Origin of the sequence: Lentzea waywayandensis, assembly GCF_900115955.1 — a bacterium.
In the GTDB taxonomy this organism is placed as follows: Bacteria; Actinomycetota; Actinomycetes; order Mycobacteriales; family Pseudonocardiaceae; genus Lentzea; species Lentzea waywayandensis.
In genome coordinates this window covers 1,054,844-1,079,436 of the sequence record NZ_FOYL01000002.1, presented here as the reverse complement: position 1 = coordinate 1,079,436, position 24,593 = coordinate 1,054,844, and the positions used below count along the sequence as shown (strand labels likewise).

Here is a 24,593-nt window from a genome sequence, read left to right as displayed (position 1 = left end):
AAGGACAGCTCATGTTCAGAGGTGTTCGCCGCGGTGCCGCGTGGGTGGTGCTGCTGTCGCTGACCGCGTCCCTGGCGGCGTGCGGGTCCGGGTCCGACGCCGGTGGCGACCTGACGACGGAGAAGGTCACGCTGCGCTTCACGTGGTGGGGCGCCGACGACCGGCACAAGCGGACCCAGCAGGTCATCGACATGTTCCAGAAGAAACACCCGAACATCACCGTCAAGGGCGAGTTCAAGGAGTGGAACGGCTACTGGGACAGCCTCGCCACCACCATGGCCGCCAACGACGCGCCGGACATCATGCAGATGGACGAGCTCTACATCGCCTCCTACGCCGAGCGCGGCGCGTTGCTGGACCTGAACGAGGCGAAGAAACACCTCGACACAGCCAACTTCGACCAGAAGGCGCTCGCCACCGGTGCGATCGCAGGCAAGCAGTATGGGTTGCCCGTCGGCCTGGGCATGTACTCGATCATGGTCAACCTCGACCTGCTCGCGAAGTACAACATCCCGGTTCCTGATGACACGAAGTGGTCCTGGGACGACCTGAAGAGCATCGGCGACCAGGTGTCGAAAGCCGGTGGCGGCGCGGTGTTCGGCGTCCAGTCGCCCGGCATCAACGACGCGGCCGGGCTGAGCATCCGGGCACGCCAGCAGGGCAAGGCGATGTTCGACGCGGACGCGAAGGTCGTGCTGCCGCAGGAGATCGCGCGCGACTACTGGCAGTACATCCTCGACCTGGCCAAGTCCGGGATCGCGGCGCCGCCGTCGGTGACCGTCGAGAAGGCGTCCGCCGGGCTGAACCAGTCCGCCACCGCGACCGGCACCGCGGCGTTCGGGCTGTGGTGGAACACCCAGCTGACCGCGCTGACCGCCGCCAGCGGCGCCAAGCTGAAGCTGCTGCGGCTGCCCGGTGAGACCCAGGGCACGGCACCCGGCGCCTACTACAAGCCGTCGATGTTCTGGTCGGTGTCCTCGCGGTCGAAGTACCCGGCCGAGGCCGCCGCGTTCGTGAGCTTCCTCGCCAACGACGAGGAGGCCGCGAAGATCCTGCTGACCGAACGCGGTGTGCCCGCCAACCAGAAGATCCGGGAGGCGATCGCGGGACAGCTCAAGGACACCGACAAGGCCGCCAAGGAGTACCTCGACACCGTCCCGGTCAGCGACCCGCCCAGGATCACGCCGAACGGTGCCAGCACGCTCGACACCATCCTGAAGCGGCACACCGAGGACGTGCTGTTCGGCCGGACCACCCCCGACGCTGCCGCGGCGTCGTTCATCAAGGAAGTGCAGTCCGAAGTGGACGCTGCGAAGTGAGGCACGCCGCCATCATCGGCACCGGTGCGATCGCAGCCGCCCACGCCGAAGCTCTGCGGGCGGCGGGAGAACGCGTGGAGCTGGTCGCCGTGGTGGACGTGGACGCCGGTCGTGCGACGGCGTTCGCGCAGGAGTGGGGTGTGCCGCGCACACACCCCACTCCGGCCGCGCTGCTCGACGCGGAGGACCTGGACCTGGTGCACATCTGCACGCCGCCGCGCTCTCACCTGCCGCTCGCTCTCGAGTGCCTCGCCGCGGACGTGAACGTGCTGGTGGAGAAGCCGCCGGCGTTGTCGCTGAGCGAGATCGACACGCTGATCGCGGCCGAACGCGGCTCGGCCGGACGGCTCGCGACGGTGTTCCAGCACCGGTTCGGGCCCGCCGCGATCCGGTTGCGGCGGCTGGTCTCCGAGGGTGTGCTCGGCCGGTCGTTCGTCGCCAAGTGCGACACGCTCTGGTATCGCGGCGACGCCTACTTCGACGTGCCGTGGCGCGGGACGTGGGAGAGCGAGGGCGGCGGGCCGACGATGGGCCACGGCATCCACCAGTTCGACCTGATACTGTCGATTCTGGGGCCGTGGCAGGAGATCCGTGCGGTGGCGGTCCGGCAGGCCCGGAACGTGCAGACCGAGGACGTCTCGCTGGCGTTGGTGACCTTCGCCGACGGCACGGTCGCCTCGGTGATCAACTCCTTGCTGTCACCGAGGGAGACCTCGCAGCTGAGGTTCGACTTCGAGCGCGCCACGGTCGAGGTCGAGCACCTCTACGGCTACACCGACGCGCATTGGACCGTCACTCCCGCGCCTGGCCACGACGAGGTCGTCGCTGCCTGGCGTGGCGACCAGCCGCTGGTCGTGAGCGGTCACCGGTGTCAGGTGGCGGCGTTGCTGGACGCGCTGGACAACGGCGAGACGCCACCGGTGACCCTCGCGGACACGAGGAACACGATGGAGTTCGTCGCGGCGCTCTACGCCTCCGCGTTCACCGGGGCCGCCGTGAAGGCCGGCGAGATCGGTCCGGACAGCCCGTTCTACGCGACGATGGAAGGAATCGGTGCCCCGTGGGCGGATCCCCGGTGATCACGCGGCAGGACGACGAGGTGCTCGCCGTGTCGGTGGGCGACGTCGAGCTCTTCTCTTATGTGCACCAGCCGTCGACGCCGGCGTTCGAGGGCCCGAAGCCGTACCTGCATCCCGTGCGCACGCTGGCCGGTGATGTGGTGACGGCGTTCCGGCCGCACGACCACCGCTGGCACAAGGGCGTGCAGATGACCGCGACCGACGTGTCGGGGGAGAACTTCTGGGGTGGCGTGACGTACGTGCGCGACCAGGGGTACGTGGTGCTGCCGAACGTCGGGACCATGCGGCACGAGGAGTTCGAGGTCGACGGGGTCCGGATCGACGAGCGGCTGTCGTGGTTCACCGAGGCAGGAGAACGCTGGGTCGGGGAGACGCGCTCGTTCTCGGTGTGCGACGTCGAGAACGACTCGTGGACGCTGGAGTTCACCACGACGCTGACGAACCTTCGCCAGGAACCGTTGGTGTTCGGCAGTCCGACGACCAACGGCCGGGATCTCGCGGGCTACACCGGCTTCTTCTGGCGCGGCCCGCGTTCGTTCACCGACGGCGCCGTCATCGCGGCGGACGGGGGAGCGGGGCAGGAGATGATGGGCAGGACCGCGCCGTGGCTCGCGTTCATCGGCCGCCACGACGAGGTGGACCGCTCGTCGACCCTGCTGTTCCTGGACCACCCGGACAACAAGGGCACACACTGGTTCGTGCGCAGCACCCCGTTCGCCGCCGTCAACCCGTCGTTCGCCTTCCACGACACGGTGGAGCTTGCTCCCGGCGACGCGCTGACCCTGCGCTACCGGCTCGTCGTGGCCAACGGCGAGTGGGACAGGGCACGACTGGAATCCTATGTGGAGGAACATCCGTGGTGACGCCGTTTCCCGGCGGGGTCGGGATCTCCGGGCTGAGGGTGTACGACTGGCCGGCGGTGGACGGGGCCTGCGGAGGCTCGCCGCACGTCCACCTCGCCTGTTCGGAGTGCTACTACGTGATCGGCGGGCAGGGCAGCGTCCAGACCCTGACGCCGCGCGGGTTCGCCGAGACGCCGTTGCGCGAGGGCACCGTCGCCTGGTTCACACCCGGCACGATCCACCGCCTGGTCAACGACGGCGACCTGCGGATCCTGGTCGTGATGCAGAACAGCGGCCTGCCCGAGGCGGGCGACGCGGTGTTCACCTTTCCCTCCGAGGTGCTGGCCGACGCGGAGAACTACCCCGCGCACGCTCAGGCCGGTGACGAAGGATCCGCTCGGCGGCGCAGGGATCTTGCCGTCGAAGGATTCCAGGAGTTGCGCCGACGCGTCGAGGCGGGCGAGGACTCGGCGCTCGACGACTTCTACCGGTCCGCGGTGCGGCTGAAGCAGGACGCTCTGGACGCCTGGGAGAAGCGGTGGCGGGCCGGCGCGCTGGCGTCGGCCGAACGCACCGGTGAGCAGCTGAACCGGTTGCGGGTCGGCGACATCGGCCACCTCGCCGAGGCGGACGTCCACGTGATGCGCACGGAAGGGCCGCGGCGGTTCGGCATGTGCGGCCGGCTCGACGTCCACGACCCGGCGGAGGGGATCTCGCCGCACGACTGAACCCGTCGAGTCGAACGGTCCGTCGAATCGACGAAACTGTTGTGCGGCAACAAGTCTGTCCTGGACAGTGAGACGATGAGAATCGCAGCAGGCGCACTCGTCGTCGTCCTCACCGCCGCTTCCACGACCCCCGCGAACGCGGCGGTGTGGGAAGAGGTGATCGGGACGGGTTCCTTCAGCGGCTACGGCGCGCTGGAGTCGGAATGGAACTACCGCTACCCCTGGGGCTCCGACCACAACGGCACGGCCAGGATGTACGCGAGCTCCAGCGACCACAACCACGTGTCGCTGTCCGGCGGCGTGCTGACGGTGAAGGCGACGCGCATCTCGTGGGACGAGGGCAACAGCGGGGCCGATCCGCACCTGCCCATCCGCTACCACTCCGGTGCGATCCACGCCAGGGAGCACGTCGTGGTGAACGACCAGTTCCCGAACTGGGAGGTGAAGGGCGACTTCCAGGCGCCGTCCGTCCGCGGCACCTGGCCCGCGTTCTGGCTGACCGGGGTCAACAGCTGGCCGCCCGAGAGCGACGTCCTGGAGTTCAAGGGCGACAACCGGAACTGGTTCAACACCTTCCGGACGTCCAGCGACGTGTCGAGCTCGATCGTCGGGGTGTCCTCGCCGGGTTCGTGGCACACCTACCGGGCGTGGATGACCAAGGTGAACAACACCGACGTCGTCATCCACTACTACCTCGACGGAAAGTGGATCGCCCAGCACACCGCGAGGAACTTCGTCGGCAAGCCGCTCTGGGTGATCATCAACCTGCAGATGGAGGGCTCGTCCGGCAGCCCGGGCCCGACCGCGGAGACCGTCTACCGGGCCCGAAACGTCTACATCGGACGGACGCGGGCGTGACAAGGAGGTGGCCCCGGTGAACCTCGGGGCCACCTCCACCGGTCAGGCCCCCGCCGGAAGGCCCGACCAGGCCTCCTGCGACGTCAGCGGTCGCATCGTGATCGTGTACTCGTAAGTGCTGTCGGGACGGACCTGACTGCGCTGCCGCACCGGGTTCGGCGTGTCACCGACACCGGTCACGGCGTGATCGGCGTGCAGCGTGAAGTACCCCTTGTTGCGCTGCAACATGAACGGGTACGCGGCGCGCTCGATGTCGTCGTACTGCGTCACGCTGACCTCGCGAGCACCTGAGACCAGCAGACCGGACGTCCGTCCGTCGGTGAGCAGCGCCCACCGGGTGTCGGTGTGGTTGCCGTGGTCCTGCGGACGGTGGTACTCGACGTACTGGTCCGCCACCGAGGTGGAGTGCACCCCGATCGGCGTGCCGTCCTTGCGGTCGACGTAGCTCTCCGCCTTCCGGCCGTACCAGGAGAACTCGGAGAAGCGGTCAGGTACGGACAGCTGAACACCGATGCGCGGCAGGTACGGCAGGGTCCGCATGGAGCCCTGCGGCGTCACCCGGTGCCCGAGTCGCAGCACACCGGCCGAGTCCACCGAGTAGACCATCGTCTGGTCGAACCACGCCCCGCTCACACCGGGCGCGGCCACCTTGCTGTCCACGACGATCCGGGTGGTCTGGTGGCCGTCCTTCTCCACCCGCACACCGGACACGGTGGTCTCCAGGCGGTCCAGGCCGGCCTTGCGCCAGTCCTCACCCTCGGCGCGGCCCCACGTGTAGGTCTCGTTGCTGATCGGCGCGCGCCACGCGTCGAGCTTCGGACCGCTGGCGAGCAGTTCGCGTCCCCAGGACTTCATGGACGTCAGCGCACCGGACTTCTTGTCCACCGTGTAGGTGGCGCCTGCCGCCGTCGCGGTGACCTTCTGAGCGTCCTCGTGGGTGAACACGACGGCCCAGTCGAGCGGCGCCTTGTCCAGGCCGGGAACGCGGCTGCCGCCCAGCGAGAACTGGTCGTGCGCGAGCACGTGCCCGGCCGGCAGCAGTGGTGCCGCGGCCGAAGTGACCGTCTCGACCGTCAGGAACCGTTCCCGATCGGCGTCGTTGACCGGCACCGGCAGCGAGATCGGCGCGGTCGACGCGGCGGCGACGCGCAACGGTTGTTCGCCGCTCTTGACCACCCGTGAGCCTTCGGTGATCCGCCAGCGCAGGGTGAGGTCGTCGGTGCCGGTGAACTGCCGTTCGTTGGTCACCGACAGCACGCCGCCGGAGTAGCCGAACCGGATCGGCTGGTGTGCCCACGCCATCTGCGTGGTCTCCGGCTGCGGCTTGCGGTCCGTGCCGATCAGACCGTCCACACCGGACAGCGTAGATCCGTACGCGAAGTGCGTGCCGCGTTCCCGCACGCTGTCGAAGTCGAGCGCCAGCACGGCGCCGCCGGCCGGAGCGGAGGAGGTACCGAGCTCAGCGGCCGGCAACGCCCTGTCGTAGACGCGCACGTCGTCGACCTCACCGCGGGCCATCCAGCCGACGGTCGACGGGTCGTTCCACGACATCTCGAAGTCGCGGCCGATGTTCACGTCCGCCGCCGAGTAGTCGATCGTGCCGGTGAACGGCAGGGTGCCGACCTCGGCGCCGTCGATGTACAGCCGCAGCGCGGTGCCGTCGTACGTGCCGCTGACCCGGTGCCACTTGCCGTAGAAGTCGGCGGGCACCTTCGCCTGCACGGCACGCCACGTGCCGCTGTGGATGAAGAACTCGAGCGTGGTCTCGTTCTTCATCTTGAGCGTCCACTGGTGGTCGCCCTTGGCGATGATCGGGAACTGGCCGGTCCACTTGCCGGGCTTGACCCACGCGTCCAGCGTCAGCGCCGTGCCGGTGATGTCGAGCCTGCGGTCGCGGTAGACCTCGACGAAGTCGTCGAGCCCGGACAGCGACAGCGCCTTGCCGCGGTGGCCGTCGACGAGCTTCGGCGCGCCCGACAACAGTGCCGTGATGTCGTTGCCCGAACTGTCCGGAGCGACGCGGGTCTTCTGCTTGATGTTCTGCTCGGCCCAGTCCCAGATGAAGCCGCCCTGGGTCTGCGGGTTCGCCCGGATGATGTCCCAGAACTCCCGGAAGTTGCCCAGGCTGTTGCCCATCGCGTGGGCGTACTCACCGAAGATCAACGGCTTGGTCGTGCTCTTCGCCTGCTCGGCGAACCTTTCCGGCGACGGGTAGCGCGGCCCCCACACGTCGGCGAACGGCGCGTCGCCGTCGGGGTTGTTGGACTGGTGGTAGATCGGCCGCGACGGGTCGTTGGCCTTGAGCCACTTCGCCATCTCGTAGTGGTGCGCGCCGAGCCCGGCCTCGTTGCCGGTGTCCCAGAGGAAGACGCTCGGGTGGTTCTTGTCCCGCTCGACCATGCCGATCAGCCGGTCCAGGAAGGTGTCGCGCCACTCCGGCTGGTTCGCCTGGCACCACCGGGCACAGTTCTCGTGGTTGTGGGTCTCGATGTCGACCTCGTCGTCGATCCAGATGCCGTGCTGGTCGGCGAGGTCGTAGAAGTAGGGGTCGCTCGGGTAGTGCGAGGTGCGCACGGCGTTGACGTTGAGCTGCTCCATCAGCGCCACGTCGCGTTCCTGCGCCGCACGCGGGACATGCCGTCCGTGGTCCGGGTCGGTCTCCGCGCGGTTGACGCCCTTGAACAGCACGCGCTTGCCGTTGACCAGCAAGGTCCTGTTCCGGATCTCGATCTCGCGGAAACCGGTGGTGTCACTGGTGATGTGCGTGATCCTGCCGTCGGGCGCGGTGAGCGTCAGCACGACGGTGTAGAGGTTCGGCGTCTCGTCGGTCCACTTCGCCGGGTTGCGCACCGGCAGGGTGAGGCGTGCGGTGCTGCCGTCCGTTTCCTGGCTCACCGAACCGACTTCGGCTCCACGAGAGTCACGCAGACTGGCGGTGACGCGGTGCGTGCCGGTGGTGCCGCCGGGTTTGTGGCCGAGTTCGACGTCGGCGGTGAGGGTCGCGTCGGTGTAGGTGGCGTCGAGGTCGGTCTTGAGGGTGACGTCCTGGATGAACGTGGCTGGCGTCGAGTACAGCGACACCGAGCGGAAGATGCCCGAGTACCGCCACTGGTCGTAGTCCTCGAGGTAGGAACCGGCGCTCCAGCGGTGCACCTGGACGGCGATCTTGTTGCGGCCCGGTCGCAGCGCGGAGGAGATGTCGAACTCGGCCGGGGTGTAGCCGCCCTGGTCGTAGCCGATGTACGTGCCGTTGACCCACACGAAGTAGCTGGACGTCACGCCTTCGAAGCGCACGAACGTGGCGCGCTTCGTCCAGTCCGCGGGCACCTCGAAGTCACGGACGTACGCACCGGTCGGGTTCACGTCGCGGGGCACGCGGGGCGGGTCGTCCGGCTGCACCTCTGTGGCGATGTTGCGGAAGATCGGGTGGTCCAGGCCGTCGGTCTGCCAGGTGTGCGGCACGGTCACCGTGCGCCAGCCGGACGTGTCGTGGTCGTCGGCGTAGAACCGCGCCGGAACGTCGGCGGGCTTGTCCGCCATGGAGATCCGCCACTTGCCGTCCAGCGACTGCGTGAACGGCGTGCGCTCGTCGCGGCGCACGGCCGAGGCGATGTCCGCCTGCGGGAGCAGCAACGCGTGGTGCGGCTCCTGTCCCTCGGCGATCTTGCGTGGATCCTCGAGGTAGGTGTGCACGTCCGGAGGCGGATCTGCCGCGGAGGCGATCGGTGTCATCGAACCCGCCGCAACCAACAGCACCGTGGCAAGAACAATCGCACGCCGCACGCTGAACCTCCATGTTCAGACAGAACTCAACACAAGTGAACAGTCGGCGTGGAAGGGCGACAAGGGGCCACGAGGTCCGTGCCGTTCACACGACGCCTGCTGTTATCGAACAACTCGACGCTTGCGTTCGATTTTGTTCGACTTCACGCTCCGGGGAACAAGCCGAACCGCGACCTGCCGGGGGAACCGTGAAGAGGACAGCTCTGAGCTTGGTGGCCGCGATGCTGCTGGCATCGCTGGGAACCGCGGCGGGTGCGCCCGCGGCGGCACCGGCGGTGAGCCTCGTGGGCGACACACTGCTCGATCCTTCGGCGCTGTACTTCGTGTCCTACGACGGAGTCGTGAACAACAACTCGTTCCAGCAGGACGCGATCCTGACCTACCAGGGACGTCAGTACGCCACCTGGTACACCGCGAGCCGTGACGCGGTGGTCGCGCGGCGGACCGTGGGCAGCACGCGGTGGGAGACCGTGGTCCTGCCGCACCGGCTCAGCGTCGACGACTCGCACAACGTGATCTCGCTCGGAATCTCCCCGCAGGACAACGCGATCCACGTCGCGTTGGACACGCACAACACGCGCTTGTTCTACTTCCGGTCACAGCCAGGCCTCGCGACCGGCGCCCAGCAGTGGAACGCCGCCGCGTTCGGTCCGGTGCAGCGCACGCTCGGCGGCGTCGAGCTCGGTTCCATGACCTACCCGCAGTTCGTGGTGACACCCGAGGGCAGGCTCCAGTTCAGCTACCGCACCGGTGGCTCCGGCAACGGCGTCAACGAGCTGGCCGAGTACTCCGGCGGCACGTGGCGCAAGCTCGGCGGCTGGTCGTCCGCCACCGGCTCGTACACCGGCCCGAACGGCGTGGTGTCCACGACCCGCAACATGTACCTGCACGGCCTGACCTATGACCGAAGTGGACGGTTGCACGCCGCTTTCACCTGGCGTGAAGGCAACACCGGCGTGCTGTGCAACGCGGGCGGGCTGACCAACCACGACACCGGGTACGTCTACAGCGACGACCGCGGCCGGACGTGGCGCAACGGTGCCGGAACAGTGGTGGGCACGACAGGTGGCACACCGGTGAACGTCAACTCGCCAGGTCTGGTGGCCGATCCGCTCGACCCGAACCACGGCCTGATGAACCAGGAGAGTCAGGCCGTGGACGCCCAGGGCCGGCCGCACGTGGTGATCAGCTACGTCCCCGGCCGGTTCACCCAGTGCGTGTCGAACTACGCGCAGCAGCGCACGCAGTACGGCCGCACCTTCCACGTCTTCCGCGGAGCGGACGGTAGCTGGACCAAGATGGAGGTCCCGATCCCGCCGAACCACACCCAGCGCACGAAGATCGTGTTCGACCGGGACGACAACGCGTACCTCGTGCTGCCGCGCGGGAAGATCGTGGCGGCGAGCAGGGCCAGCGGGTGGACGGACTGGACGACGTTGTTCGACCGCCCGTCACTGCGGGCGTTCGGCGAGGTGAACGTGGACGCGTCGCGCGTCGTGTCCCAGGGGATCCTGTCGGTGCAGTACCAGCAGACCTCCAGCGGCACCACGCCGTCGCCGATCCGCGTCGCCGACTTCCGGCTGGGGGCCTGACGTGGCGAGGTTTCTACTGGCCCTCGCGCTTGTCGCCGCCGGCCTCGTCACGCCGGCCGCCGCAGCGGACCCGTTGCCGCAGAACGCGGTCACCGTTCGCGTCGACCCGTCGTACCAGCAACCGGAGTTCGAGGGCTGGGGCACCAGCCTGGTGTGGTTCGCGAACATCACCGGCGGCTATCCGGAGCCGATCCGCCGCAAGCTCGTCGACCTGCTGTTCGGTGAGGACGGGCTGCGCCTGAACATCGCGCGGTACAACATCGGTGGCGGCAACGCGCCCGACGTCCGCAAGGACTACATGAAGAAGGGTGCGACGATGGAGGGCTTCTGGAAAGCCCCTCCCGGCACCACGCGTGAGGACGTGGACTGGTGGCAGCCGGACAACCCGGACCACTGGGACTTCTCCGCGGACGCCAACCAGCGCTGGTGGGTCGACCAGGTCAAGCGCAAGGTCACGAGGTGGGAGGCGTTCAGCAACTCGCCGCCGTGGTTCCAGACCGTCAGCGGCTACGTCTCCGGCGGGTTCGACGCGAACACCGACCAGATCCGGCGGGACCGCGTCGAGGACTTCGCCACGTACCTGGCCCGCGTGACCCAGGAGGTGGAACGCGCGCACGGCATCAAGTTCGACACGCTCGCCCCGTTGAACGAGCCCAACACGAACTACTGGGGCACGCAGATCGGCCAGGACGGTCAGCCGACCGGCGGACGTCAGGAAGGCGCGCACGCCGGACCCGAGTTGCAGCAGGATGTTCTGCTCGCCACGCGACGCGCGCTCGACGAACTGCGGTCGCGGGTGAAGGTGTCCGCGATGGACGAGACGAACCCGGGCACGTTCGTGCGCAACTGGAACGGCTACGGCCCGGCGCGGGACGTGGTCGACCAGCTCAACGTGCACACCTACGGCACCAGCCAGCGCACCAGCGTCCGCGACATCGCCAAGGGCGCCGGCGAGAAGCTCTGGATGAGCGAGGTCGAGGGCACCTGGGGCAACGGCACCACCGACTACACGAGCATGGAACCCGGTCTGGGCATGGCGACCAGGATGCTCGAGGACATCCGTGAGCTCGAACCGTCCGCGTGGGTGTTCTGGCAGCCGGTCGAGGACACCGCCCCGCAGACGGTCGCCGGCAAGAACTGGGGCAGTGTCCACATCCCGTTCGACTGCACGGCGAACGACACGCTGGAGACCTGTCCTATCAGGACCAACACCAAGTTCCACGCCATCCGCAACTTCACCCACTTCGTCCGGCCGGGCGACCGGTTCGTCAAGACCGACGACCCGTCGAGCGTCGCCGCGGTCAAGCGGTCCGGTCTGGACGCGACGGTCGTGCACGTCAACAGCGGCGACACCGATCGCGCGGTGACGCTGGACCTGTCCCGGTTCGGGCTCGTCTCGCCGCTGGCGAAGGTGACCCCGGTGGTCACCGACGCGTCCGGGGCCCTCGTGCGCGGCAAACCGGTGCGGGTGGCCGGAAAGTCGGCGACACTCGCCGTACCGGCGAAGTCGGTCACCACGTTCCTCGTCGACGGTGTGGCGGGGGTGTCCGGCGACGCCGCGCTCGTCCAGCCCGGCCACGTGTACCGGATCGCCACGGGTGGGAAGTCCTTGCAGCCGTCCGACGACTGGGCGAAAGCGGTCCTGCGGACCACCGACACCGCGAGTGCGCGGCAGCTCTGGTCGGTCCGGAAACTGGGCGTGGGCAACGGAAACCGCGAACGGTACGAGATCGTGAGCGCGGTGACCGGAACTCGGCTGGCCGCGTACGGTGACGCTGTCGTGCTGCAGTCGGCCAGGGACACCGCGGCTCAGTGGATCATGTCGACGACCGGCGACGGCGGCTGGACGTTCGTCAACGCCGCCACCGGCACGCTGATCGACGCGACCGGGGAGACCGTGTCGGCCAGGACCCCGACCTCCGGCGCGAGCCAGCGCTGGACACCGGTCGATGAGACCGCGCAGCGGGTTCAGGACACCGCCGTGTTCACGGTTCCCAAGCTGCGGCCCGTGTTGCCGTCGACCGTGACCCCGGTGTACCCGGACGGAGCTCGAGGCGCTCTACCCGTGGTCTGGAACCTCCCGCCGGACCGGCACTGGCAGCAGCCCGGCACCGTGCGCGTCCACGGCACGGCGACGGACGTGCTCGGGCGGAAGCTGCCGGCACTGGCGGTGGTCACCGTCGACACGATCGCGTCGACACTGCCCGCTCGCGCGAAGACCTACGTCGGCGGGCGGCCCGAGTTGCCGGCCACCGTCACGGGTGTCGGAAAGCGGGGCGGCAGGGCCGAACTTCCCGTGGTGTGGGACGCCGCGGTGTTCGACCACGTCGGGACGGTGACGGTGACCGGACGTGCCCAGGTCGTCGACGGCAGCACGGTGGCCGCGACAGCGGTCGTGCGGGTGACCGAGCCCGTCGAGGTGAACGCGGCGCTGGACTCGGCTGTCGCGGCGACCTACACCGAGCCCGGCTATTCCGCGGAACGGCTGCGCAACGGCGTCACAGAGGAGAAGGCGTGGTCGAACTGGAGGTCCGGCACCAAGAACCCTTCCGACACGATCACCTTCACCCTGCCCGGAACCCGTGATCTGACGCGGGTGGCCGTGCATTCCCACCGCGACGGTGAAGGCGGCATCGCCCAGAGCCTCAAGGTCCAGGTGCGCACGGTCGACGGCACGTGGGTCGATGCGAGCGGCGACGTCGAGGTCACCGCACTGCGGACGGAGGTCGTGCTGAACCCCTCGCCGCCGGCGACCGCGGTGCGAGTCGTCCTCACCGCGCGTCCGTCCGGATATCTCACCCTCGGCGAGATCGAGGTGCTGGCGAAGGCACCTGCTTTGTGAGAGGCGTCGAATCCAGGTCGAAGAAACTGCCCTCCGCGCATTCGATTTTTCGACGCTACCGTTCCTCGTGGTGAAACGTTTCAATTCTGCGGATCACTTCTGGGGAACACATTTCCGGTGTCAGGAGGGTGATCGACGATGAGACGGACAACGATGTCAGCGCTGCTCGCGGCGATACTCGTCGCGAGCGGCGTTCCCGCGGTCGCGGCCGAACCGGCGGGTGCCGCCGACCGCGGGCTGGTCAGCATCCGGTCGGTGCGCGGCGACGGCAACTTCGTGTCGTGGCGGCTGCTCGGTTCGGACGCCGCCGAGGTGGCGTTCAACGTCTACCGCGACGGGGTGAAGGTCAACCGCGCGCCGGTGACGACGGCGACGAGCTATCTCGACGCGGGTGCGCCCGCTGACGCGTCCTACTCGGTGCGCCAGGTGAGCAGAGGCGTGGAATCGGCGGCGGCCACGCGTTCCGTCGGCACCCTGGCGACGAGCAGGGACGTCCCGATCCAGAGTCCGGGTTCCGGCTACGTGGCGAACGACGCGTCGGTCGGCGACCTGGACGGCGACGGCGAGTACGAGATCGTCCTGAAGTGGGATCCCGCTGACGCCAAGGACAACTCGCAGGCAGGCCGCACGGGCAACGTGTACCTGGACGCGTACAAGCTCAGTGGCGCCCGGTTGTGGCGCGTCGATCTCGGCCGCAACATCCGGGCGGGCGCGCACTACACGCAGTTCCAGGTCTTCGACTACGACGGTGACGGCAGGGCCGAGATCGCCGTGAAGACCGCGGACGGCACGCGGTCGGGCACCGGACAGGTGATCGGCAACGCGAACGCCGACCACCGCAACAGCGACGGCTACGTCCTGGCCGGGCCGGAGTTCCTCTCGGTGTTCCGCGGTACGGACGGCGCGGTGCTCGACACCGAGAACTACGTGCCACCACGCGGAACCGTCTCGTCGTGGGGTGACAGCTACGGCAACCGGGTCGACCGCTTCCTGGCCGCCACCGCGTACCTGGACGGCGCGCGGCCGAGCATCGTGATGGCCCGCGGGTACTACACCCGCAGCGTGATCTCGGCGTGGGACTTCCGGGGCGGGCAACTGACCCAGCGCTGGACGTTCGACTCGGCGTCCCAGTCGAACCGCTCGGCCTGGGAGGGCAAGGGAAACCACAACCTCTCGATCGCCGACGTGGACGCGGACGGCCGCGACGAGGTCGTCTACGGCTCGATGGCCATCGACGACAACGGCCGCGGCCTGTGGCAGAACAACACCCACCACGGCGACGCCCTGCACGTCGGCGACTTCGTCCCGTCCAGGCCGGGACTGGAGGTCTTCAAGCCGTCGGAGTGGACGACCGAGGTCTCGCACTGGATGGGCGACGCGCGCACCGGTCAGATCATCTGGAGCGCGCCGTCGTGCGGCTGCGACAACGGTCGCGGGGTCGCCGCGGACATCTGGGCGGGCAACCCCGGCGCGGAGGCCTGGTCCTCGTCCGTCGCGGGCCTGCGCAGCGCCACCACGGGCGCCCAGGTCACCGCGCGGAAGCCGGGTTCGACCAACTTCGTGATCTGGTGGGACGGTGACGCGCAGCGCGAGTTGCTCAACGGCACCACGATCGACAAGTACGGCCCCAACGGCGACACGCGGCTGCTCACCGGTTCGGGCGTGGCCTCCAACAACGGCACCAAGTCCACGCCGGCGTTGCAGGCGGACATCCTCGGCGACTGGCGCGAGGAGGTCATCTGGCGGACCTCGGACAGCAGCGCGTTGCGGATCTACTCGACCACCGAGCCGACGACGATCCGGCGGGCCTCGCTGATGGAGGACCGGCAGTACCGGGAGGCGGTGGCGTGGCAGAACACCGCCTACAACCAGCCGCCGCACCCGAGTTTCGCCTCGCCCTGAATCTGACTGGGAAACCGAATTCACGAACGGTGAGCCGTTCGCGAGTTCGGTGTTCCCGCGTGGAACTACTATGCGGAGCATGACGCGATACATCGACGAGGACCTGCGTGGTGCGGAGTTCCGCGAGTGCGATCTGACCGGGGCGCGTCTCATCGGCGTCGTCGTGCAGGACGCCGTGATCGACGGGCTCGTCACCAACCTCGTGGTGAACGGTGTCGAGGTCACCGAGTACGTCGAGGCGGAGTTGGACCGGCGTCATCCGGTGCGGGTGCTGATCCGTTCCGACGACCCTGCCGATCTGCGCGAGGCAGCGCGTCGGCTCCATGCCGGCTGGGCCGCCACGATCGACCGAATCCGCCGTGCGCCCGGCATCGAGCGCCGCGGCGTGAACGACGAGTGGTCGGCGGCGCAGACGTTGCGCCACCTGGTCTTCGTCCACGACTCGTGGTTCCGCCGCTGCTGCCTGGGTTCGACGGAGCTGTTCACGCCGATGGGCATCGGACCGGCGGTCGAGCCCTACCGTGAAGCGCACGGGCTCGACCTGTCGCTCGATCCGGCCCTCGACGAGATCGTGAGCGTGCGTGCGGCCCAGGCCGCCGAGCTCGAGGCCTGGCTCGACGAGGTCACCGCGGTGCGGCTCGCAGCGCCGGCGCCGGTGCCCGCCGACGACGTATGGCCGCCGTACGCCCGAGGCCGCTCGGTGCGGCAGTGCCTCCGCACGGTGCTCAACGAGACCTTCGAGCACCACGGTTTCTGCGTCCGCGACCTGGACCTGATCGAGGCAGAAGACGCCGAGCAGGGCGGGCGCCGCTAGATCCTGGCTGCCACGATCGGCGCCAGCCTCTCGGCGATCTTGCGGTGGCCCTGGTCGTTGGGGTGCACGTTGTCCGTCGTGTCGGTGGCCTCGTCGATCCAGCCCAGCGTGTCGACGAAGTACACGTTGCGGTCGCCGCCGTCGGTGAGCGCCTTCACCGCCGCCTGGGTCTCCGGGACGTACCGCTTGCGGAACGTGCCGAGGGCGAAGATCGCCGCCGTCGGGTACTTCTCCCGCGCACGGCGTAGAAGCGTGACGTAGGAGGAACGGAACTCGTCCTTGGTGACGCTGTGGCCGACGTCGTTCGTGCCGAGGTTGATCACGACGGCGTTCGCCCTGTACCGGCCGAAGTTCCACGCTGGCGCATTCAGTGCCAGGCCGGTGCGCAGGAAGCCCTCGCGCATGCTCAGGCAGCCGTCCGCCGCCGGGTGCAGGCACGCGCCGCCCACCGCGACCTGAGTGTGGCCAGCCTTGAGCTTCTCGCCGGTCAGCCAGCCGTAAGCGGTGAGCGCCTGCTTCGACGACAGCTGGCCGACGGTGATCGAGTCGCCGACGAACTCGACGATCTTCGACGGCACGGTGGGTGTGAACGTGCGTGCGCCGGTGTCGATCTCGATGCCCTGGTACACCGCGTCGCCCTTGTAGGAGCCCGCGATCGGGCGGTAGGAGACGCGGAGGGTGTGGTTGCCCGCGGCCAGTGGCGTCGCGGTGAGGTCCACCGTGCCGGTCCGGTTCACGTAGGACACGTCAGGCCCGCCGTCGATGCTCACGAAGAAGTCGATCGCGCGGCGCTGCCTGAGCTTCACCGTCCGGCCGGTGAAGCCGACGACGAGGTAGGCGCCCGCCCACTCGGAGACGTAGGCGCTCGACGAGCTCGTGTTCCAGCGGCCGAAGTACCTGACGTTCGGGTCGGTGGGCGAGCTTGTCGTGGCAGCTGATGCCGTCGGGGTCGCGGTGCTCACGAGTACCGCGACCGTGAGGAGAAGTCTTGTGATCATGGACCGGCCAATCGGTGCGAGGGCAGGGGAACGCGCGACCAGTCGACGTCCGAGGCGAAGTAGAAGCCCGGGTACGACGGCTGGTTGTAGGTGGTCTGCTGACGAGCGACCTCGACGCGGTACTGGCGGTCGTGCATGAGCGTGTACATCTTGTGGTGCGTCGGTTCGGTGCTGAGGTAGAAGCGCAGGGCCGTGCTGTCCTGCGTGCGCACGACCAGTTCCTCGCGCCAGTCACCGAACACGTCGGCCACGAGCGACGGGTTTCCCTTGGTGCCGTTGTTGGTGCGCGTTCCGGTGGCGGTGAGCAGCGTGCCGCGCCGCCAGTCCTCGACGGCCGGCGTCACGTCCTGGGCGCCGGTCACGATCTGGGTGGTCAGGTCGCCGGCCCAGCGGATGCTCATGTTCGTTCCGGGAGAACGGTTCTCGAGCCGGCGGCCGTCCGCGCTCCAGATGCCCGCGGAGTCCGAGCCGTTCGGCATGGACGCCCACGTCTCGAGGCCGGGCACGTCCGGGCGGACGTCGCCGATCATGCCGCGGCCGGTGTCCATTCCGGAGTAGGCGCCGTAGATGGTCGCGCCGGTGCGGGCGTCGCGCAGCGCGTAGCCGTACGGGGCGGAGCGCGCGCCCTCGTGGACCATGTAGATCTCGAGACCGGGACGGTTCGGGTCGATGTCGGTGACGTGCAGGGCGTCACCGTGTCCGACCCGAACCTCGGCTCCCGGTTCCGCGCTGCCCGGTGGCAGCACACCGACCGAGCTGTACATCAACGAGCCGTCGTCGTCGAGCGTCGCGCCGCCGTAGATGATCTCCTGCCTGCCGTCGCCGTCCACGTCGGCGACGCTCAAGGAGTGCGCCCCCTGCGTCGTGAGCTTGGCGTGACTGGGGTTCGTGCCGTCGCGGCCGTGCGGGGAGTCGCGGAACGGGTTCGTCATCGGCACCCAGCCGCTGTCGGCGAGCCAGCGTTTCTGGAGCCGCCTGCCGTCCCAGTCGTAGGTCGCGACGGTGGAGCGGGTGTAGTAGCCGCGGGCGAAGATCGCGGACGGACGCTTGCCGTCCAGGTAGGCGACTCCCGACAGGAAGCGGTCGACGCGGTTGCCCGGTTCGATGCGGGGCATCGCGTAGTCGCCCCACATCAGCCCGTCGTCGGTGCGCCCGGGCTCGTAGCGGACGGTCTGCAGCTCGCGTCCCGTGGCGCCGTCGAACACCGTCAGGTACTCCGGGCCGTCGACGATGAAACCGGCGAACTGACGCAGTTTGTTGTTGGCGCTGCGGGACGGCGCGTAGACGTCGATGAAGTGGTCGACCAGCGCGGCAGCGTCCTCTGTGGACAGCGGGTAGGTGTACCGCCGCTCGATGCCGAACGCCTGCTCCAGCGTCGTGGGCCACCGGCCGGCGACCACCTCGGGATGGGAGTCCCAGCCGCGGAACACGCCGATGAGACGGTTGCGGTAGCCCTCCGGGCTGAGCCGGTGATCGTCGGTGTTCCGGTACCCGGCGCGCACGTCCTCGCGCGGCATCGTGATGAACCGCCCGCGGCCGTCACGCGTGCCCGGCGCGGTCTTCGTCATCAGCTCCGCGCGGCCGTCGCCGTCGAAGTCGTAGACCAGGAACTGGGTGTAGTGCGCGCCCGCCCGGATGTTCACGCCGAGGTCGATCCGGTGCAGCAGCGTGCCGTCGAAGCGGTACGTGTCGAGGTACACCGGTCCGGTGTAGCCGACCTGCGAGACGTCCTTGGAGTTGCTGGGGTCCCACTTGACGACGTACTCGTACTGGCCGTCGCCGTCCACGTCACCGACGCTGACGTCGTTGGCGGAGTAGGTGTAGTGCTCACCGGCCGGTGTCACGCCGTCGGCGGGCTTGTGCAGCGGCAGGTCGTGGTGGGACGCCGGCCACGCCGTCACGGACTTGCTGCGCCCCAGCTGGACACCGCGTCGCACCGGAGCGACCTGGTACCGCGCGCCGGGTGCCGCGCCGGTGTCGACGTAGGTGGTGCTGTCGGTAACGGTCGCGATGCGCTTTCCGTCCCGGTACACCGCGAAATCAGGTCCCGAGAGGCCGGTCGCGGTGGCGCCGGTGGCCTCCCGGCCGAGCAGGCGCCAGCTCAGGTGCACGCCGCTCTGGACGGAGGCCGCGACGAGCCCGCGGTCGAGGCGTTCACCGGGCGTGGGGTGCGCGGAAGCAGGCAGCTGCCCGGCCAGGACGGCGGTGAACACGAACGGCAGCAGAACCCCTCGTCGCAGATCCACAACGGCTACGATGACCCTTGTCCAGCACCTGACGCAAGGGTCTGAATGTGTTGCTGCATAATACGGAAAGCGTTTTCCGTCTTCGTTGTCGAATCGAGCGCGCCGTTCGACGGGAGAGGTGTCGAACGAGTCGAATCGCCCTGGTGGTGGCGCGGTGACCCGCCTGTGGTTCGAGGCCCCCGCCGGGGCGTGGGAGGAAGCGCTGCCGCTGGGCACCGGCAGGCTCGGCGCGATGTGCTTCGGTGGCATCGGCACCGAACTGGTGCAGCTCAACGACGACCGGCTGTGGACGGGGTCACCGCTGCCGGCGCCGTCCGGTGATCCGGATCTGGTGGAGCAGGCCCGCGCGCACGTGCTGGCCGGCTCACCTCGTGCGGCGGAAGAGGTGTTGCGACGCCTTCAGGGGCCTGACACCGCCAAGTACCTGCCGCTGGCCGACGTCTCGCTCGTCGGTGGGCCCGACCGGGCCGAGGCCTACCGGCGTGAACTTGACCTGCGCACCGGCGTGTACTCGGTCTCCTACCGGACGGGGGAGAGAGTGGTGCGGCGGGAGGCCGTGTGCCACGCGGGCCTGCACGTCCTGGCGTTGCGGGTGACCGGTGCCGGCGTGAGTCCGGTGCTGCGCGGGTCGTTGCCCGGCGAGCACTTCACCTCGTCCGGCGGGATCGTGGGAGTGCGAGGCGTGGTGCCGTCCGGAATGGCCTGGGCGGCGGTCGTGGCGGTGGACGGCGACACGGTCTACGTCACCACGGAGACCGGCTACCGCGGGCCTGGCACCGTGCCGGTGGACGATCCCGCCGAATGCTCCCGTGTGGCGCTCGAGCGGGTCGAACAGGCCCGAGGGCTGGGCTGGGCGACGTTCCGCGACCAGGCCGTCCAGTCCCATCAGACGTTGTTCGACCGGGTGAGCCTCCAACTGGGCCCGGTGCCGGACCTGCCCACCGGCGAGCGGATCGCGCGGCCCGACCGGGCGTTGCCGGCGTTGCTGTTCCAGTACGGCCGCTACCTGCTGATCACCAGCTCCCGGCCGGGCACGCTGCCCGCGAACCTGCAGGGCATCTGGAACCCGCACACCGATCCGCCCTGGCGCGGCAACTACACGCTCAACATCAACCTGCAGATGAACTACTGGCCGGCCGAGGTCACCGCGTTGCCCGAGTGCCACGAGCCACTGCTGGAGTTCATCGCGCGGCTGTCCGGACCCGGTGCGGCGACGGCGAAGGTCCTCTACGGCGCGCCGGGCTGGGTGGCGCACCACAACAGCGACCCGTGGTGCCTCACCACCCCGGTCGGCGACGGCGGTGGCGACCCGGCGTGGGCGAACTGGCCGATGGCCGCGCCGTGGCTGTGCCGGCATCTCCTGGACCACTACGCCTTCACCGGTGACGTCGGCTGGTTGCGTGACCACGCGTGGCCGGTGCTGCGCGCGGCGGCCGAGTTCTGCCTGCACTGGCTGGTCTCGCGCGACGGCGTGCTCACGACGGCGCCGTCGACGTCACCCGAGAACCACTACCTGGCCGGGGGAGAGCCGGTCGCGGCCGGCGTCGGGTCGACGATGGACCTGGCGTTGACGGCGGACCTTTTCGCCGGTCTGGTCCAGGTCGCGGAGGTGCTGGGCCTGCGCGACGACGTGGTGGACGAGGTGCGGAGGATCGAGCTGCCGCCACCGCCGATCGGGTCGCACGGCGGGCTGCTGGAGTGGGCCGACGAGGTGCCGGACGCGGAGCCGGACCATCGGCACGTGTCGCACCTGTACGGCCTGTACCCCGGTGATCAGATCGATCCCGCGCGCACTCCGGAACTGGCCGAGGCCGCCCGGCGCGCGCTCGTCGCCAGGGGAGACGCGGGCACGGGCTGGTCGCTGGCCTGGAAAGCCGCGCTGTGGGCACGGCTCGGTGACGGGGACCGCGCGCACACGTTGCTCTCGATGTTGCTGACGGAGGCGACAGACGGCAGCCCGCACGGGGGAGGGGTGTACCGCAACCTGCTGTGCGCGCACCCTCCGTTCCAGATCGACGGCAACTTCGGCGCCACCGCCGCGATCGCGGAAATGCTGCTGCAGAGCCACACCGGCGAGCTGCGCCTGCTGCCCGCGCTGCCGTCGGCGTGGCCGACCGGGGTAGTGCGCGGACTGCGGGCACGGGGCGGCGTGGTCGTCGACCTGTGGTGGGACGGAGGGGAGTTGAAAGCTGTCGCGCTACGAACTCTCCAAGGGGAGAAGACGGTCGTCGTGACGTGCCAGGGACATGCGGCAGAAGTGACGATCCGGCCGGACGTTCAGCTGATGCTCGGCGAGAAGCTCGTGCCGAGGTGACGACGTCCGCGCCCCGCGTGCCACGGGGCGCGGACGTCGTCCCGTTTCTCAGGCGGGCACGAAGATCGCGCCGAGCCGGTCGATCTCGGTGCCCGACCTGCCGGTGAACCCGGCGATGCGCCAGCCCGCCGGTGCGGTGACGGTGAGCGTTTCCCCGGTCGGCTGACCCGCCGAGAGCGTGCGCCCCCGGTTGGTGGTGAAGGCGGCCGAGAACACCCGCGTGCGACCGTTGTACTTGCTCTGGCTCAGTTTCGCGGACACGAAGTGTTCACCCGGTTCGAGCGTGAGGGACGTGGCCGTGCCGCCAGAGCCGCCGTGGGTGAGCGTCGTGCCGTTCGTGAGGGTGGCCGCGACCTGGTCCAACCTGCTGCCACCGCGCAATGTGAGCGTGCGCACGGCACCCAGGTCGACCGCCGCGACGTCGGTGAACGGGCTTCCGTGCGGACCGCCGGCCTCGGCGCTGAGCTTGATGTTCTCGTCCGCCGTCCAGTCGAACCGCGCGGCGATCGGGTAGTGGTCGGACAGCGGTTTGCCCTGTGCGTCCACGAACGCCGCGTTGTCGTTGCGGTAGTCCCGTGCGGTCAGCGTGATCTGCCGGTTGCCCCGGTAGAGGATCTTGTCGACGACCTCGCAGGAGTCGGTGAGCGCGGCCGGGTCGCACACCAGTGCCGGGGCGCCCGCCGCCGGTGCCTGGCCGCCGCGTTCGAGCTGCACCCATGCGTCGGTGAGTCCGTTGGTGCCGGCCAGTTCGCGGATGTTGTCGTCGGCACGGGTGTAGCGGGTGTTGGTGTCGCCCATGACGATGACCGCGTTGCCCGCCGAGTACGCGGCGATGAAACGGGACAGCTGGGTGATGTTCGACCGGCGCGCGGCGAGGTCCGCGTTCTCGGTGCCGGCGTTGGGGTGCAGGTTGTAGACGTCTACGGACACCCCTGCGGCCAGCTCGACCCGTTTGTACGAGAAGCCTTTGGGTGTGAGGCAGTCCGTGCCGTTGCAGGACGACCACTTGATGCGTTCGAGGTCGCTGTAGGGCCGGTGCGACAGCGTGTTCAGGCCGCTGCCGAACGGGACGCCGCCGGTCGTGGGCGTGCGGTGGGCGTGGTTGTCGCCCGCGTACAGCGCCGCGTGGTAGTTGAAGTCCTCCTGGACGTTGACGATGTCGTAGGGCGCGAGACGCGGGCTGATCAACGGGGTGTTCACGGCGGGGTTGCCGGACGACAGCGGCTCCGGCAGGCCTGCCACGTTGTAGGTCAGCACCTCGAAGCTGCCACCGGTGGTGGCGTGTGCCGGTGTGGCGAGCGCCGCCAGCACCACGGGGATCAGGAGCAGGGGTCTGATCATCAGTTGCGCGTCCACTTCTGGTTGGCGGCGCCGTTGCACGTCCACAGCACGAGTTTCGTGCCGTTGGTCGTCGCCGCGTTGTAGGCGTCGAGGCAGAGACCGGACTGCACGCCGGTGATGGTGCCGTCGGCGTTGAGGTTCCACTGCTGGTTGGTGCCACCGGTGCACTCGTAGATGGCTACCTTCGTGCCGTTGGTGGTGCCGTGGTCCCACGCGTCGAGGCACTTGTTCCCGTAGACCACGAGTTCCTTGCGGGATGTGAGCGTGAACGTCTGCTGCTCGCCACCGTTGCAGTCCCACAGCTGGGCCTGCGTGCCGTTGGTGATGGTGTTGCCGTTGATGTCGGCGCACCGGCCGGACTGCGAGCCGATCACCTCGGTGCCCGCGGTGCCGGGTAGTTCGCGCACCTCGACGGCCGTCACCCCGGTTCCGGACAGCGTCAGCGAGTTGGTTCCCTTCGCCAGGGACACGATCGCGGACACGGTGCCCTTGGGCGTCGGCGGAAGAGCGAGCGTGGTGGGGACCTGGCCGCCGTTGACCTGCAGGGTGGTCTGGCGGGCGACGCGATCACCGTTGGTGTACTCGAACGTGGCGACCGCCAGCCCGCCGGTCCTGGCGGTGATTCCGGTGGCGCTGGAGTTCACTACGGAGTAGGTCGCGGCGCTCGCCTCCGAACCGGCGATGGACAGCAGCACCGCGTCGCCCGCCGGAACCGTGACGCTGTGGCTGCCGTTGGTGATCGGTGTGGCGACGCCGCTCCACAGGTCGCGCGCGGCCGCCATCCGGCCGGCCAGACCGAGATCGGCCAGCCTGACCGTCATCGTGGCCGCCGAGGACGTCCGGTTGAGCAGGGCCACGGCCCTGCGTCCGGTGCCGGACAACACCTTCGCGTAGACCTGCTGGTCGCGGACGTCCTCCGCGACCTCCACGGCGGGCAGGCCGCGCGGGTCCTGGCCCACGGCGAGCACGTCGCGGTTGGTCAGCACGGACAGCGCGTTGTCGTCCATCCTCGCCAGGTCGTTGCCGAGCAGCATCGGCGAACCGCCGACCGCCCACAGGCTCATGTGCACCCGGCTCGCCGCGGCGGACAGGCCGGGCATGCCGATCATCATCATGTCCGGGTCGTTGTAGTAGCCGGTGTGCTGCGCGGTCGGCCGCTGGTTCTTGTCGAAGTTCTCGTGGACCATGCCGATCGACGGCGTCTCGTGCGCGAAGATGATGTCCGTTCCGGTGCGCCACAACGGCGCCATGCCCGGCGCCCAGTTCCACGGGTCGTTCTTGCCCCACTCGCAGATCGACAGCACCAGCTCACGTCCGGTGGTGGCGCTCGCCTTGGCCGCGGCGTCGCTGAGCGCCCGGTAGGTGCCGGGCGCGTCGAGCTTCTCGACGTCGGCGCCGCACCAGTCGACCTTGACGTAGTCGAAGCCCCAGCGGGAGAACCGCAGCATGTCCTGCTCGTAGTGCCCCTCGCTGCCGGTGCCGGCGTGCGGTGGACCGGGGGTGGGGAAGTAGTAGCCGCAGCCGTTCTTGCCCGCGTCGGTGTAGATCCCCGCCTTGAGCCCCTTGCCGTGGATGTAGTCGGCGATCGCCTTCATGCCGCCGGGCCACTGGGCCTCGTCCACGGTGATGTCGCCCGCGCTGTCGCGGGTCCCCTTCCACCAGCCCGAGTCGATGTTGACGTACCGGTAGCCGGCGGCCGCGAGCCCGGACGACACCAGGGCGTCGGCCTGCGCCTTGATCACGTTGTGGTCGATGTTCTCGAAGAACGTGTTCCACGAGGCCCAGCCCATCGGCGCCGCGGGCACCCGGACCTGGTTCGCGGAGATCGCGGGCCCGGCAGACGCCGGCGCACCGCCGATCCCGGTGACGGTGCTCAAGGCGACTATCAGAACAAGCAGGCGTGTGAGCGTTAACATCCGCTTTTGTGACTCGCTT

General features: G+C 69.1%; 15 protein-coding genes. 10 read left to right on the top strand and 5 right to left on the bottom strand.

From position 1 onward, the window contains the following. Positions 1-11 precede the first annotated feature (11 nt). From BM417_RS09570 to BM417_RS09550, 5 genes are all read left to right on the top strand, one after another. Positions 12-1,319, top strand: coding sequence for an ABC transporter substrate-binding protein (locus BM417_RS09570; protein WP_093590137.1), 1,308 nt, complete (start codon positions 12-14; stop codon positions 1,317-1,319). Continuing rightward, the gene (locus BM417_RS09565) at positions 1,316-2,398 is read left to right on the top strand and encodes a Gfo/Idh/MocA family protein (RefSeq protein ID WP_093590134.1); all 1,083 of its coding nucleotides are present in this window, start codon (positions 1,316-1,318) and stop codon (positions 2,396-2,398) included. Before BM417_RS09570 ends, BM417_RS09565 begins: the two co-directional genes overlap by 4 nt. Then, complete coding sequence (locus tag BM417_RS09560) at positions 2,395-3,261, top strand: DUF6807 domain-containing protein (protein ID WP_245821809.1); 867 nt, start codon at positions 2,395-2,397, stop codon at positions 3,259-3,261. Before BM417_RS09565 ends, BM417_RS09560 begins: the two co-directional genes overlap by 4 nt. Further along, positions 3,255-3,968 (top strand): cupin domain-containing protein, encoded by a 714-nt coding sequence (locus BM417_RS09555; RefSeq protein WP_245821808.1) that lies wholly within the window; start codon positions 3,255-3,257, stop codon positions 3,966-3,968. The genes BM417_RS09560 and BM417_RS09555 overlap by 7 nt, the downstream gene beginning before the upstream one ends. 75 nt (positions 3,969-4,043) lie before the next feature. After that, positions 4,044-4,826 (top strand): LamG domain-containing protein, encoded by a 783-nt coding sequence (locus BM417_RS09550; RefSeq protein ID WP_143138576.1) that lies wholly within the window; start codon positions 4,044-4,046, stop codon positions 4,824-4,826. A 42-nt stretch (positions 4,827-4,868) separates the two neighbouring features. Here the strand turns inward: BM417_RS09550 and BM417_RS09545 are convergent, their stop codons facing one another. Continuing rightward, positions 4,869-8,558, bottom strand: a complete 3,690-nt coding sequence (locus BM417_RS09545; RefSeq protein ID WP_093591057.1) for a glycoside hydrolase family 2 TIM barrel-domain containing protein — start codon at positions 8,556-8,558, stop codon at positions 4,869-4,871. 239 nt (positions 8,559-8,797) lie between these two features. On the opposite strand from BM417_RS09545, the gene BM417_RS09540 reads away from it, so the two are divergent. The 4 genes from BM417_RS09540 to BM417_RS09525 all read left to right on the top strand — a co-directional run bounded on the left by BM417_RS09540 (position 8,798) and on the right by BM417_RS09525 (position 15,759). Beyond that, the gene (locus BM417_RS09540; protein ID WP_245821807.1) at positions 8,798-10,201 is read left to right on the top strand and encodes a BNR repeat-containing protein; all 1,404 of its coding nucleotides are present in this window, start codon (positions 8,798-8,800) and stop codon (positions 10,199-10,201) included. Between the two features lies 1 nt (position 10,202). Continuing rightward, positions 10,203-13,043: a glycoside hydrolase gene (locus BM417_RS09535; protein ID WP_218164409.1), complete on the top strand. Its 2,841-nt coding sequence runs from the start codon at positions 10,203-10,205 to the stop codon at positions 13,041-13,043. A 138-nt stretch (positions 13,044-13,181) separates the two neighbouring features. After that, positions 13,182-14,945 carry a rhamnogalacturonan lyase gene (locus BM417_RS09530; RefSeq protein WP_093590128.1) on the top strand — a complete coding sequence of 588 codons (1,764 nt, stop codon included), beginning with the start codon at positions 13,182-13,184 and terminating at the stop codon, positions 14,943-14,945. 79 nt (positions 14,946-15,024) lie between these two features. Then, positions 15,025-15,759 (top strand): DinB family protein, encoded by a 735-nt coding sequence (locus BM417_RS09525; protein ID WP_177320349.1) that lies wholly within the window; start codon positions 15,025-15,027, stop codon positions 15,757-15,759. Here BM417_RS09525 and BM417_RS09520 read toward each other — a convergent pair. Continuing rightward, positions 15,756-16,721, bottom strand: coding sequence for an SGNH/GDSL hydrolase family protein (locus BM417_RS09520; protein WP_245821806.1), 966 nt, complete (start codon positions 16,719-16,721; stop codon positions 15,756-15,758). The two genes, BM417_RS09525 and BM417_RS09520, sit on opposite strands and share 4 nt — an antisense overlap. Positions 16,722-16,753: 32 nt before the next feature. Next, the gene (locus BM417_RS09515; RefSeq protein WP_245821805.1) at positions 16,754-19,003 is read right to left on the bottom strand and encodes a rhamnogalacturonan lyase; all 2,250 of its coding nucleotides are present in this window, start codon (positions 19,001-19,003) and stop codon (positions 16,754-16,756) included. Positions 19,004-19,157: 154 nt separating this feature from the next. Here BM417_RS09515 and BM417_RS09510 point away from each other — a divergent pair, with 154 nt between their 5' ends. Further along, a complete protein-coding gene (locus BM417_RS09510) occupies positions 19,158-21,317 on the top strand; it encodes a glycosyl hydrolase family 95 catalytic domain-containing protein (protein WP_177320347.1) in 2,160 nt (719 codons plus the stop codon). 48 nt (positions 21,318-21,365) lie between these two features. Here BM417_RS09510 and BM417_RS09505 read toward each other — a convergent pair whose 3' ends face one another. Further along, positions 21,366-22,658, bottom strand: a complete 1,293-nt coding sequence (locus BM417_RS09505; protein WP_093591049.1) for a jacalin-like lectin — start codon at positions 22,656-22,658, stop codon at positions 21,366-21,368. Then, on the bottom strand, positions 22,658-24,535 hold the full coding sequence (locus BM417_RS09500; RefSeq protein WP_245821804.1) for a ricin-type beta-trefoil lectin domain protein: 1,878 nt from the start codon (positions 24,533-24,535) through the stop codon (positions 22,658-22,660). The genes BM417_RS09505 and BM417_RS09500 overlap by 1 nt, the downstream gene beginning before the upstream one ends. Positions 24,536-24,593: the final 58 nt, after the last annotated feature.